General features: G+C 72.4%; 10 protein-coding genes. 4 read left to right on the forward strand and 6 right to left on the reverse strand.

Annotated features, from left to right (window positions below; all coding sequences use genetic code 11):
• Window positions 1-43: 43 nt before the first annotated feature.
• From DVK44_RS31845 to DVK44_RS31855, 3 genes are all read left to right on the forward strand, one after another.
• Window positions 44-1,009: an NAD(P)-dependent oxidoreductase gene (locus DVK44_RS31845; protein WP_114664087.1), complete on the forward strand. Its 966-nt coding sequence runs from the start codon at window positions 44-46 to the stop codon at window positions 1,007-1,009.
• Entirely contained in the window at window positions 1,006-2,418 is a 1,413-nt protein-coding gene (locus tag DVK44_RS31850; RefSeq protein ID WP_114664088.1) for a GntP family transporter, read from the forward strand. Before DVK44_RS31845 ends, DVK44_RS31850 begins: the two co-directional genes overlap by 4 nt.
• A 279-nt stretch (window positions 2,419-2,697) precedes the next feature.
• A complete protein-coding gene (locus DVK44_RS31855) occupies window positions 2,698-5,922 on the forward strand; it encodes an alpha-L-rhamnosidase (protein WP_181957683.1) in 3,225 nt (1,074 codons plus the stop codon).
• Window positions 5,923-5,951: 29 nt separating this feature from the next.
• Here the strand turns inward: DVK44_RS31855 and DVK44_RS31860 are convergent, their stop codons facing one another.
• On the reverse strand, window positions 5,952-6,443 hold the full coding sequence (locus DVK44_RS31860) for a hypothetical protein (RefSeq protein ID WP_114665571.1): 492 nt from the start codon (window positions 6,441-6,443) through the stop codon (window positions 5,952-5,954).
• A 175-nt stretch (window positions 6,444-6,618) separates the two neighbouring features.
• On the opposite strand from DVK44_RS31860, the gene DVK44_RS31865 reads away from it, so the two are divergent.
• A complete protein-coding gene (locus DVK44_RS31865; protein ID WP_228447449.1) occupies window positions 6,619-7,962 on the forward strand; it encodes an LCP family protein in 1,344 nt (447 codons plus the stop codon).
• 196 nt (window positions 7,963-8,158) lie between these two features.
• Here the strand turns inward: DVK44_RS31865 and DVK44_RS31870 are convergent, their stop codons facing one another.
• From DVK44_RS31870 to DVK44_RS31890, 5 genes are all read right to left on the reverse strand, one after another.
• Complete coding sequence (locus DVK44_RS31870) at window positions 8,159-9,424, reverse strand: serine hydrolase domain-containing protein (protein ID WP_228447450.1); 1,266 nt, start codon at window positions 9,422-9,424, stop codon at window positions 8,159-8,161.
• 44 nt (window positions 9,425-9,468) lie between these two features.
• On the reverse strand, window positions 9,469-10,401 hold the full coding sequence (locus tag DVK44_RS31875; RefSeq protein WP_114664090.1) for a DUF6895 family protein: 933 nt from the start codon (window positions 10,399-10,401) through the stop codon (window positions 9,469-9,471).
• A 158-nt stretch (window positions 10,402-10,559) separates the two neighbouring features.
• Entirely contained in the window at window positions 10,560-11,396 is an 837-nt protein-coding gene (locus DVK44_RS31880; RefSeq protein WP_114664091.1) for a hypothetical protein, read from the reverse strand.
• Window positions 11,393-11,596, reverse strand: a complete 204-nt coding sequence (locus tag DVK44_RS31885; protein WP_114664092.1) for a hypothetical protein — start codon at window positions 11,594-11,596, stop codon at window positions 11,393-11,395. The genes DVK44_RS31880 and DVK44_RS31885 overlap by 4 nt, the downstream gene beginning before the upstream one ends.
• Before the next feature lie 30 nt (window positions 11,597-11,626).
• Window positions 11,627-13,549 carry an APC family permease gene (locus DVK44_RS31890; RefSeq protein WP_408055421.1) on the reverse strand — a complete coding sequence of 641 codons (1,923 nt, stop codon included), beginning with the start codon at window positions 13,547-13,549 and terminating at the stop codon, window positions 11,627-11,629.
• Between the last annotated feature and the right edge of the window lie 88 nt (window positions 13,550-13,637).

The raw sequence follows: 13,637 nt of genomic DNA on the forward strand, positions 1-13,637 counted from the left end.
CCCACCACACCTCCCGCATCTCCCACACCGCCAAGGATCCCGCATGTCCTCGACCACCCCCGGCTCCACCACCACCGCCACAGAGACGGCCTCCGCTGCGGCCGCCGTACCGCCGCGCACCGCCGTGATCGGCCTCGGCGCGATGGGCCTCCCGATGGCCCGCCATCTCGCGGGCGCACTGCCCGTGACCGTCTTCGACATCTCCGCCGAGCGACGCGCGCTCGCCGTGGCCGACGGCGCCGCGGAGGTCACCACCCCCGCCGACGCGGCGCGCGACGCCGATGTCGTGCTGCTCGCCGTACGGGACCAGGCCCAGGTCGACAGCGCGCTGTTCGGCCCGGACGGCGTCGCGCCCGCCCTGCGCGCCGGCGCCGTCGTTCTGCTCACCAGCACGGTCGGACCCGACGCGGCCCGCGCCACGGCCACCGCGCTCGCCGAGTACGGCGCCCTGCTGGTGGACGCCCCCATCAGCGGCGGCCCGACCCGCGCCGGCAACGGCGATCTGCTGATCGTCGTCGGCGCGGAACCGGCCGCCCTCGACCGGGCCCGGCCCGTGCTGGACCGGCTCGCGTCCACCCTCACCGTCATCGGCGGCAACCCCGGCGACGGACAGGCGCTCAAGGCCATCAACCAGCTGCTCGCCGGAGTCCACATCGCCGCCGCCGCCGAGGCCGTCGCCCTCGCGCGCGGCGTCGGACTGGACCCCCGGACGGTGATCGACAGCCTCAGCCAGGGGGCCGCCGGGTCGTTCATGTTCGCCGACCGGGGCCCGCGCATGGCGCAGGCGTACGGGGACGACGCCGACGCCGTCGAGGTCCGCTCCCGGCTCGACATCTTCGTCAAGGACATGGGCATCGTCACCGGCATCGCGAAGAACGCGCACGTGCCCGTGCCGCTGGCCTCCGCCGCCGAGCAGCTGTATCTGCTGGGTGAGCGCGCCGGACTGGCCGGCCGTGACGACTCGTCCATCGTCACCGTGCTCTCACCGGTGAGCGAGGGCGACCGATGAGCCACAACTCCCTGCTGCTGATAGCGGCCGCGGGCGTCGCGCTGCTGCTCCTGCTCATCATCAAGGTGAAGGTCCAGCCCTTCGTCGCGCTCATGGTCGTGAGCATCGGGGTCGCCCTCGCGGCCGGGGTGCCCGCCGCGGACCTCGTGGCGACGATCGAGGAGGGAATGGGCTCGACCCTCGGCCATATCGCCACCATCATCGCGCTCGGCGCGATGATCGGCCGGATCGTCGAACTCTCCGGCGGCGCCGCCTCGCTGGCGCACTCGCTCATCGCGCGCTTCGGCGAGAAACGCACCCCGCTCGCCCTCACCGTCGCCGGATTCCTGCTCGGTATCCCGGTCTTCTTCGAGGTCGGGCTGATCATCCTGATGCCGATCGCGTACGGAGTGGCCCGCGCCGCCCGTAAACCGCTGCTCGTCTACGCGCTGCCGATGAGCGCGGCCATGCTCACCGTGCACGCCTTCCTGCCGCCGCACCCCGGCGCGGTCGCCGCCGCCTCCACCATCGGGGCCGACCAGGGCTGGGTGCTGCTGTTCGGCATCCCGCTGACGGCGGTCGTGATCCTTCTCGGCTACCTGCTCGCCCGGCGCATGACGCGCCGTGAGTACAGCCTGGCGGCCGATGTGTACGAGAAGGTCTACGGCGGCCCGGACAGCGGCCCGGGCTCTGCCGAGGCAGGCGCGGAGCACGCCGCGGAGGGGCCGGACGGGCTGCCCGCGGCCACCACCGCGAACCCGCCGTCCTTCGCCATGGTGGTGAGCCTGATCGTCACCCCGATCGCGCTCATCCTGCTGGGCACCATCGGGACGAACACCCTCGCCGAGGGCTCCGTACTCCGCGCCGTGCTGACCGTGCTGGGCGCCCCCATGGTCGCCCTGCTCATCGCGGCGGGGCTCGCCGCCTACTTCCTCGGCGTCCGGCGCGGCTGGACACGCGGTCAGATCTCCACCGTGATGGGCTCGGCGCTGCCGGGCGTGGCCATGGTGATCCTGGTGGCGGGCGCGGGCGGAGTCTTCGGCAAGGTGCTGGTCAAGACCGGCATCGGCGACGCGGTGGCGGACATCCTCGACCGCACCGGACTCCCGCTGCTGGCCCTGGCGTTCGTGATGACCCTGCTGCTGCGCGCCGTACAGGGCTCGGCCACCGTCGCCCTGGTGGCGACGGCCGGACTGATCACCCCGCTGCTGCACCGCACCGATCTGTCGGCGCAGCAACTGGCCCTGGTCTGCCTGGCGATGGGCGCCGGCGCGCTGGCCGTGTCGCACATCAACGACGCCGGGTACTGGATGTTCACCAAGCTGGCCGGGCTCGACGTCAAGGACGGCCTGCGCACCTGGACCGTACTGACCACGGCGATGGGCGTGAGCGGATTCGCCCTGACCACCCTGCTCTGGCTGGTGGTCTGACCGGACCCCGCCCGCCCGCACATCCCTCGGGCGCGGGCGGCGCGGGGCTCCGAACCCGGCCACGCGGTCCATGACCGCGCGGCCGGGTTCGGCATGAAAGGTTTCAACATCCCCTACGGTCAGGGACGTTAAGCCCCCGCCGAATGCCGCGTCAATGGTCCGTACCTGGAAATCTCGCGGCCCCGCTACAACCGTCCCACACCCTTGACACACCTCACATGCCTCCCTACTTTCACCGCTGTGAAACGATTCATCGTCGAGTCGTATCGGAGCCGCATTGTGATCAGCAGAAGACGACTGCTCGGCACCACCGCCACCGCCATGGGATCGGCCATGGTCGCCGGATCCGCCGTCCCGGCACTCGCCGGGACCCCCGACGCGGGAACGGCCCACTCGTCCCCGGTGGCCGCCCCGGCCTCCGCCGTCCATGTCACCGCGCCGACCGTCGAGTACGTACGGCACCCGCTCGGCCTCGACACACCGCGCCCCAGACTGAGCTGGCCCGTCGTGTCCGCCCGACCCGGCCAGACCCAGCGGGCCTACCACGTACGGGTCGCCACCTCCGCGGCCCGGCTCACCCGCCCCGACGTCTGGGACAGCGGGAAGGTCGAGTCGCCGGACTCCGTCCTCGTCCCGTACGGCGGCCCCGCGCTCGCCTCCCGGACCCGCTACTACTGGTCCGTACGCGTCTGGGGTACCGACGGCGCGGTCTCCGCGTGGAGCGCGCCGTCCTGGTGGGAGACCGCCCTCACCGACGCCTCGGACTGGTCCGCGCGCTGGATCGCCGCCCCCGCCGCGCTCGCCGGGGCCCCCGCGCTGGACGGCGCGTCGTGGATCTGGTTCCCCGAGGGCGACCCGGCGAGCAGCGCCCCGGCCGAGACCCGCTGGTTCCGCGGTCGCGCCGATGTCCCGGCGGGCGTCACCCGCGCCCGGCTGGTCATCACGGCGGACGACGGCTGCACCGTGTACGTGAACGGCGCCCAGGTCGCGCACACCGAGGCCGACAGCTCCGCCGACAACTGGCGCCGCCCCGTACTCCTCGACGTCACCGCCCATCTCCGCCCCGGCGCCAATGTGATCGCCGTCTCCGCCACCAACGCCTCCGTCGGACCGGCCGGACTGCTCGGCCTGCTGGAACTGACCACGGCCGACGGCATCCGGACCTTCACCACGGGCGACACCTGGCGGACGGTCCAGCGGGAACCCGCCGACGACTGGCGCTCCGTCGCCTACGACGACACCTCGTGGTCCACCGCCAAGGTCCTCGCCCGCTGGGGCGGTGGCCCCTGGGGCAGGGTGACGGTTCCGTACACGCCCGCCGCCCAGCTGCGCCAGGAGTTCCGGCTCCCGCGCAAGACCGTCGCGCGCGCCCGGCTCTACACCACGGCCCTCGGCCTGTACGAGGCGTACCTCAACGGACAGCGCGTCAGCGAGGACCGGTTCGCCCCCGGCTGGACCGACTACCACAAGCGGGTCCAGTACCAGACCTACGATGTCACCGGCCTGCTCGGCACCGGCGCCAACGCCCTCGGCATCACCCTCGCCGCCGGCTGGTACGCCGGCAGCATCGGCATGTTCGGTCCCCACCAGTACGGCGAACGCCCCGCACTCCTCGCCCAGCTGGAGATCACCTACACCGACGGCAGCACCGAACGCGTCGTCTCCGACGCCGGCTGGCGCAGCACCATCGGCCCCGTCACCAGCGCCGATCTGCTGATGGGCGAGGACTACGACGCCCGGCGGGAGACCCCGGGCTGGACCCGCGCCGGCTTCGACGCCACCGGCTGGGCCGCCGCCGAACCGGTCCCCGCCACAACCGCCGCCCTCGTCGCGGCCGTTGACGGCCCCTCGCGGGTCGAGAGCGAACTCCCGGCCCGTACCGTCACCGAACCGAAGCCCGGCGTCTTCGTCTTCGACCTCGGCCAGAACATGGTCGGCACGGTCCGGCTCACGGTCACCGGCGCCGCCGGCACCACCGTACGGCTGCGCCACGCCGAAGTACTCAACCCCGACGGCACGCTCTACACCACCAACCTCCGCACCGCCCGCGCCACCGACACCTACACCCTCAAGGGCGGGAAGAAGGAGACCTACGAGCCGCGCTTCACCTTCCACGGCTTCCGCTACGTCGAGGTGACCGGCTACCCGGGCCGTCCGCCGCGCGACGCGGTCGTGGGCCGTGTCATCCACACCTCGGCGCCCCTCACCATGGACTTCAGGACGGACAGCCCCCTCCTCAACCAGTTGCACAGCAACATCACCTGGGGCCAGCGGGGCAACTTCCTCTCCGTGCCCACCGACACCCCCGCCCGCGACGAACGCCTCGGCTGGACCGGGGACATCAACGTCTTCGCCCCCACCGCCGCCTACACCATGGAGTCGGCCCGCTTCCTCACCAAATGGCTCTGGGACCTGCGCGACGACCAGGCGTCCGACGGCGGCTTCACCGATGTGGCGCCGTTCGTCGGCACGGTCGGCCGCGGCGTCGCGGGCTGGGGCGACGCCGGAGTCACCGTCCCCTGGGCGCTGTACCAGGCGTACGGAGACCTCCGGGTACTGGAGCAGTCCTGGACCTCGATGCTCAAGTGGCTCGACTACCTGGAGCGGCACAGCAGCGACCGGCTGCGCCCGGACGCGGGCTACGGCGACTGGCTCAACATCCGCGACGAGACCCCCAAGGACGTCATCGGCACCGCCTACTACGCCCACAGCGCCGACCTCGTCGCCCGCACCGCCGAGGCGCTCGGCAAGGACCCCGCGCCCTACCGGGCCCTGTTCGACGAGGTACGGACCGCCTTCCGCACCGCCTACGTCACCGGGGGCGGCCGGGTGAAGGGCGACACCCAGACCGCGTACGTACTGGCCCTCTCCATGGACCTGCTGGCACCCGCCGACCGGGCACCCGCCGCGGACCGGCTCGTCCAGCTCATCGAGGCGAAGGACTGGCATCTCTCGACGGGCTTCCTCGGCACCCCGCGCCTGCTGCCTGTCCTCACCGCCACCGGCCACCAGGACGTCGCGTACCGGCTGCTGCTCCAACGCACCTTCCCCAGCTGGGGCTACCAGATCGACCGGGGCGCCACCACGATGTGGGAGCGCTGGGACTCCATCACCCCCGACGGCGGCTTCCAGGACGCCGGCATGAACTCCTTCAACCACTACGCGTACGGCTCGGTCGGTGAGTGGATGTACGCGAACATCGCGGGCATCGCACCGCGCGCCCCCGGCTTCCGCGAGATCACCGTCCGCCCCCGGCCCGGCGGCGGACTGACCCGGGCGGAGGGCCGTTTCGAGTCGGTCTACGGCCCCATCACCACCAAATGGCGGACAGGCCCCGGCGGTTTCGAACTCACGGTCTCCCTCCCGGCCAACACCACCGCCGAGGTGTGGATACCGGCCACCGGGAGCGGAAAGCCCGGCCCCGCCGGTGCGACGTTCCTGCGGACGGAGGACGGCTGCGCCGTCTTCGCCGTGGGCGCGGGCAGACACCGCTTCACGGCCTGACCGAGGACGGAGCGCCCCACGGCACGGGGTCAGCGGGGCAGGCGCAGCCGTCTGCCCCGCGCCGCGTGCGCGCCCCGGCCGCGCCGCCGGGTGGAGGGAGTGACCAGCAGGAGGATGGTGGCCAGAACGGCGATCGCCTGCGCCACGGCGGCCAGCCGCTTCTCCGTGGACCAGACGGGCTCGTACATGTTCGGGACCGGACCCAGGGTGCCCACGTCGACATACCGGTAGACCAGCAGCAGCGCGAGGCCCCCCGCGGCGACCAGCCAGGCGAAGAGATCTCCCGGCACCCTGCGCCAGGCCAGCACCAGCAGCGCGGCGAGCGAGGCGAGGCCCGCCTCGATACGGAACAGATCCCCCTGGCTGATGGTCCCCGAGACCGTGTCGTACTGATCCGCGAGACGCGCGTGCAGATACGCGTTCCAGGCGAGTGCGGCGGCGGCCACCAGGCGCGCCACCGCCCGCAGAACGCGACGGGTCCCGCCCGTACGGGCGGACACATCGGGGATGAGTGAGGACATCGCTGCTCCCGAGGGGTGCTCTTCCGGCCGGCCGTGTCACGTACGCCCCACTAGACGGCACACGCGGGACCGGGGCCACCGGACGGGCCCGTCCGGCGGAGCCCGCCGGGCCCGTGACCTGTCGGCCGCGCCCGCTGTTCACCGGGTGGAAGTCCGAGGCAAGGAGTCCCACCCCGTGAGAGCAGTGCATCCGCTCCGCCGGATCGGCCGTTGTATCGCCCTGGCCGCCGCCCTCCTGGTGCTGGGCACGGCCACCACGGGCGGCTGGCTCTACACCCGGCTCAGCGGCAACATCCACGGCGCGGCCGTGGACGGCGCGCTCGGCGACAACCGGCCCGGATCCACCCGGGGCGGCCGGAACATCCTGATCATCGGGTCGGACAGCCGCGCGGGACTGGGCGACGACTACGGCGCGGAGCTGACCTCCATGCAGTCCGACACGCTGATGCTGCTCCATGTCGGCGGCAGCGGGAAGTGGGCCACGGTCGTCTCGCTCCCGCGCGACTCCTGGGTGCGCATCCCCGCGTGCCGCCAGGGCGACGGCACCCTCTCCGTCCCGCACAGCTTCAAGATCAATGAGGCGTTCGCCATCGGCGGTTCGGGCGGCGACTCCGCCAGGGCCGCCGCCTGCGCGATCAAGACCGTCGAACAGAACACCCGGGTCCGGGTCGACCACTTCATGATCGCGGACTTCCGGGGCTTCACCGGCATGGTCAACGCCCTGGGCGGGGTGGAGATCTGCCCCGAGCGTCCGATCCACGACCCGAAGGCCCGGCTGGATCTCGCGGCGGGCTGCCAGACCGTGCGCGACGCGCAGGCCCTCGGCTACGTACGGGCCCGCTACAGTCTCGGAGACGGCACGGACCTCGGCCGGATCGGCCGCCAGCAGGAGTTCCTGCGGGCACTGGCGGCCAAGGCCAGGTCCCAGCTCCACCACCCCCGCGCCCTGTACGGCTTCCTCGACTCGGCCACCACCTCGCTGACCACCGATCCCGCCCTGGCCGACCTGCGCCGCCTCTACGACCTCGCCTCCGACATCCGGGGCATGGCCGCCGACCGCATCACCTTCCTCACCGTGCCCAACTACCCCCGGCGGCGCGATGTCCCCGGCGATACGGCGAACGTCGTCTGGAACCCGCCCGGCGCCGAGCGGCTGTTCACCGCGCTGACCCACGACCGTGAGATCACCGCCGACCTGCTGCGCGAGGCGTCCGAACGGCTCCCCCCGACGCCGGACACCGTCCGGGTCGCCGTCCTCAACGGCACCGGTGTGGCCGGCCGGGCGCGCGAGACCGCCGACCGGCTGCGCGCGCTGGGCTTCACCGTCACCACCGTCGCCAACGCCCCCGCCCCGGTCGCGGCGACCACCCTCACCCACCCCGAGGGCCTCGCCGCCCAGGCACTCGCCCTGGCCGCGAGACTGCCGGGGCTCACCGGGCTCACCCCCGAACTCTCCGCCGCCGCGGCCCCGGACACCCTCACGCTCACCATCGGCCCCGATCTGCCCACTCCCGGGTAACAGCCCCGGTGGCCGGTCCCGTGGCGGCCGGATCGTCGCCGCCGACAGCCTCTGGAAGAGAAGCAGCAGCATGACGACAAGCAGAGAGATGACGGTGAAAGCGTGTTGTTTCATGACATCAACGATGCCTGGAGCGCCCGCCCCTGACTATCCGGAAGATCCCTGATCAAGAGGAGAGGGAAAACCCTCAGTTCCGTCAGGGGCGGGAGAGCGCGAGCAGAGCCGAGTACGCGCTCTGGATAAAGGCCCCGTCGACGGCCGGCCCCGTGTTCGCCAGCGCCACCACGGCCGTACGGCGCGCCGGGCCGAAGCCGGCGAACGAGGTGAAGCCGCGCGTACCGCCGGAGTGGTGGTAGATATCGCCGTCCGGCCGGACGCGGATGTTCCAGACGAGCGCCAGCCGCTTCGCTCCGCCGCGCAGGACGAGCCGGGGGCGCACGACATCGGCCAGCGCCGCCCGCAGCTCATCGGACCCCGGCGCGGCGGCGGGGTCCAGCAGGGCATCGAGCAGCGCCAGCAGGTCGCGCGCCGTGGACCGTACGGCACCCGCCCCGGCCAGCCCGGGAATCCGCCAGGACGGCCGCGGCCGCCCGTGCCAGTGGCCGGTGGCCTGCGGACCGTTCGGCGCGCAGCCCGTGTGGCGCAGCCCGAGCGGCTCCAGCACCCGGGCCGCGAGGAGTTCCCCGTACCGCCGGCCCCCGCACTCCAGCTCGCCCCGCGCTCCCGGATCTTCCCGCGATGCCCGCGCGCCCCGCCGCTCTCCCCCCTGCCCCGGCCGGTCGTGGGCGGCCACGGTCAGCAGATGGCCGAGGAGCCCGACCCCGAAGTTGGAGTACCGAACCCGGTCACCGGGCCGGGTGCGGGTACGCGTTCCGGCGAGGGAACTCAGCACATCGGCGGTGGTGAACGCGGCATAGGGGTTGCTGAACCACTGAGGCGCCGCGGCGGCCAGCAGACCTCGGGGCAGCCGAGGCAGCCCCGAGGTGTGGGTGGCCAGATGGAGCGGGGTGATGGCACCGCCCGGCGTCCGGGGGAGCAGGCCGTACGGCAGGAACCGGGAGAGCGGGTCGCCGTACGCCATCTCCCCCCGGGCCACCTGTTCGGCGAGCAGCAGCGCGGTGAGGCACTTGGTGACCGAGCCGACCTCGAACCGGGTATCGGCCGTGACCGGTCCGCTGCCCCCGCCGTATGCCGAGCCGTCGTATGCCGGGCCGCCAAATGCGGAACCGCCGTACTCCGAGCCGCCGTACTCCGAGAGGCCGTTCGCCGCGCCGTCGAATCCCGTACGGCCCTGCGTCACGATGGCCCAGCGGTCGCCCTGCCGCAGCGCGACCGCGACCCCCGAGGCGCCCCGCGCCGCCGCGGCGATCGCGGCGGCCGGGCCGCGCGCCCAGTCGGGCGGTGGCGGGTGGTCCGCGGACTTCATCTCGTACACCCCACCGGTCTCCGCGCCTGCGCCCACGTCCGTACCCGTACCCGTACCCGCACCTGTACCCGTGCCCGCCGTCACGCGCGTGCGCCGAGCGTGCGGGAGACGGCGAGCGTCCCGGCGACAGCGGCGACCACCGTGGTGTGGTGGTGGGTGACGAAGCGTTCGTGTGCGTCCCCGGTGACGGGCTTGCCGTCGCGGGGCATCAGCCCGTCCTCGTGCTGGATCGTGGCCAGCCGCTCCCAGTCCGCCGGAGCGCTGAGCGGTTCGGGCAGACAGTGATCGACGATCAACAGCTCCGCCACCAGGTCCCATTCACCGATCTCGGTCCAGATGTCGATCCAGACGGGCAGCCATCGGGTGAGGTAGCGGCAGATGTCGTCGGGCAGCGCGCCGGGCAGCCGCCCCCAGTCGGTGATGTGGAAGACGGTGTGGGTCATGCTGTACGCGGTCAGCCAGTCGATCAGCCACGGTTCGGGCAGCGCGCCCAGCCAGGTAGCCCCGGTCAGCCCGGCCCAGTCGGTGTCGCTGGACCGCTCACCGCGGTCGAAACCACTGATCCGGGTGGCGTTGGCGACCGCCAGCCGCCGGTTGGGCAGCACCTCGGCCGCGTACGTCGAGCGGAGCGAGGTCGTGTGCGCCAGCAGTGCGTCAAGCTCCTCGTTGCGGTAACCGCAGCGCGCGAAATGGGCGTATGTCTCCAGCGGGTCGCTCATCATCGGATAGCGCAGCAGCCGTTCGTGGAGCATGGAGCCCCCGCCGAGCTGCTTCCAGCTGAAGTCCAGCAGCTCGCGCGCCAGGCGCAGTTCCCCGGTGCCGGCCACCGCCTCGCGCATCACGAGCGAGGCGGCGAGGCCGGTCTCGCCGAGCGGCTTGTAGACGGTGTCGGGCTCGGCCAGCTCGGCCGTGGTGCCCGGTGGCAGCGCGCCGTGCTCCCGGTGGGCGTGGAGCCAGGCCAGCGCCCGGCTGCTGACGCGGTGGGCGTTCTGGGTGACGGACATGATGGCCATCGGGTCTCGGTCCGATCGGGTGGCGCGTACGGGAACGGGCCCGCACACGGGCGGCGGAGGCAGCGAGGACTACGGGGACGACGGGGCCAGCGGTGACAGCAGTGACAGCAGTGACAGTGGTGCCATCAGCGGAGTTGGCGCGACCACGGGAAACCTGGTTACGCGATGAGCAGACGCCTGGCGATCGCCGCGTCCAGCGCCGGCCGGTCGCCGCCCGCCATCAGAGCGATGTGCTCCACCATCGGCCCCGGATCGAGCGGCAGTTCCGCACCGTCCGCGCGCAGCCACGCCAGCCAGCGCGCGATGCGCGCGGCGGTGGCGTAGTCCCGGCGCAGTACGGCGCGGGCCGCTCCGCGGGCCAGCCCCAGCGGCGCGCCCCTGGCGGCGTCGTGCACGGGACCGTCCAGCCCCGGCAGGGCCAGGGTGCACAACTGCCCCATCCTGACCGACCACACGGCCCACTCAGCACCGCCCGCACCGCCCGCATCGCCCGCACCGCCCGCACCGTCCGTACGGACAGCACTGCCCGCACCGCCCGCACCACCCGTACGGTCCGCGCCGCGCGCGGCGTCCTCAGCCGCCCGCGCGGCCGGCGGCTCCGGCCGGGGCGCGTGCACTCCGTCGGTGTGGCGGCCGGTGAGTACGGCCAGGAGACTGACGGTGGCCCAGTCCCGCCAGGCCATCAGCCAGGCGGCCTCGGGCCCGCCGGGCGGTGCGGGCACCACCTCGGCCGGGGGCGGCAGCGCGCTGAAGGACAGGGCGATGGCCTCCGCGTCCCCGGTGTGCAGTACGGCCCCGGTCAGCAGCGCCGGGGCGAGGGCGTCGGCGCCCAGAATCCGGACGGCGGCCAGCGCGGCGCCGGGATCCGCGGCGCTCTCCACATGCTCGGCGACCATGGCGGTGCCCCCGGAGCCCGAAAGGGCTCCGAGAGCACGTCGTGCCAGGCCGGACGCCGACGCTTGGTACGCGGCGGTCCGCGACTGGTCTTCCGTCACCTGTCCTTGGGCTCCTTCGGCGAGAGAAGGGCCAGCAGAAGCAGAATGCCGGCCGCTTCCGGCGCGTAGACCGGGGCGTCGCTTACAGGGGCTTCGGGTTCGGTCATCGCCGTCCCCAATGCCGTTGTGTCCAGAGTGATTTCTCCCGGCCTGATGGTCTGAGAAAGCATCGGTGCGCTCTCCTCGTCGATAGATGCCATCGCCCCGACTGGGCGATACCAGAAGCGACTCTAGTCATTGTGTGACAAACCAGCCATTTGGGGCGGCCTTTCGGTCCTCAACGCGCCTTCCTGCACATGGAACGGAACGGTCGTCACCACGATCTTCGGCAGATGCCGCAGCGCCCGCCGCAGCCGTCCCGCCAGCGGGCTGTGCAGAACGCGATGCCACCAGTGACGTACGACGATCTCCGGAATGATGACGGTGATGGTCAGATCCGGACGCTGATGGTGCAGCGCCTCGATGTAACTGATCAGCGGTGCCACGATCGCGCGGTACGGAGAGACGACGATCCGCAGCGGCAGATGGTCCCCCCACAGCAACCACGCCTCGCGGAAGCGCTCCGCGTCCTCGTCGCTCGGGCTGACATGAAGGGCGAGTACGGGCTGCTGGAGCGAGGCCGCGTAGGCCAGCGCGCGGACGCTGGCCTGGTGGAGCGCGTCGATCGGCACGACGGAGAGATGGCGGATCTCCTCGGGCGTGTCCTCCTCCTCGGAGTCATCTGTGTTTTTTGCGTTCTCGGCATCCTTGAGGCCCGCCCGGCCGCCGTGCGCCGGTGAGCAGGGATCGGGTGGCGGGGGGAGCGTGCCGCCGGGGATCTCGATCATCTGCGGATGCAGCCGCAGCGCCGCGGTCACCCGGTCGTAGTGGCGCCGGATCCGCGTCGTCACCAGCAGGAATCCGGCGACGGCCAGAATCGCGACCCACGCGCCCTCGGTGAACTTCGTGATGCCGGCCGTCACGAAGACGAGCGCCGAGAGCACCGCGCCCGTGACGTTGAAACACAGACTCTTGCGCCAGTGCCGGTCGCGCCGCCGCCACCAGTGCACCACCATGCCGCTCTGGGAGAGGGTGAACGCCAGGAACACCCCGACGGCGTACAGCGGGATCAGCGACGCCGTCCTTCCCTCGAACGCGACATAGACGATCGCCGCCGCCACTGAGAGCACGATGATTCCGTTGCTGAATGCCAGCCGGTCACCCAGCCGGGTGAAGATCCGCGGCGCGTAGTTGTCACGCGCCAGCAGGAACAGCACCCGCGGGAAGTCGTTGTACGCGGTGTTCGCCGCGAGCAGGAGCACCAGGGCCGTCGCCGCCTGGGTGAAGACGTACATCCCGCCGGAACCGAAGCTCCGGTGGGCCAGTTGGGACAGTACGGTCTCCTGGGAGTTCGGAATCACCCCCTCCAGATGCACCATGGCGACCGTCCCCGCGAACAGGGCGACCAGCAGCCCGATCATCCAGGACAGCGTCGTCCGCGCGTTGCGCCACGGGACGGGTTTGAACGCGGGTACGGCGTTGGAGATCGCCTCGATCCCGGTCATCGCCGTCGAGCCGGACGCGAACGCCCGCATCACCAGGAGCAGACCGACCCCCTCCGCCGCGTGCAGCTGCGGCGTCGGTACGGGCTCGAAGCCGCGGCCCGCCGCGTGGTACAGCCCGAAGGCGACCAGCGCCGCGATGGCGACGACGAAGGCGTACGTCGGCGCGGCGAACACCGCGCCCGCCTGCCGGACCCCGCGCAGATTCCCCGCCAGCAGCAGCGCGATGACCAGCACCCCGATCAGTACGGCCTCGTCGTTCAGCCCGGGGAGCGCCGAGGTCACGGCCGCCACCCCCGAGGAGACCGAGACCGCGACGGTCAGCACGTAGTCCGTCATCAGCCCGGCGGCGGCCACCAGCCCCGGCATCCGCCCCAGATTGTCGGTGGCGACGATGTACGAACCACCCCCGTGCGGATACGCACGGATCGTCTGACGGTACGACAACCCCACGGCCAGCATCAGGAAGGCGATCGCCAGCGCCACCGGCACCGCGTAGGCGAGCCCCGCCGTACCGGCGAGGACCAGGACCACGAGCATGGCCTCGGGACCGTACGCCACCGACGACAGCGCGTCCGCCGAGAGCACCGGCAGCGCCACCAGCTTGCGCATCCGCTCGCGCGCGATCGCCGTGCTCCGCAGTGGCGCGCCCAGCACCGCCCGCCGTAGGCGCGCCCCGAACCCGGTGGGCGCCGCCGCG

Origin of the sequence: Streptomyces paludis, from assembly GCF_003344965.1 — a bacterium.
Classification (GTDB): Bacteria; Actinomycetota; Actinomycetes; order Streptomycetales; family Streptomycetaceae; genus Streptomyces; species Streptomyces paludis.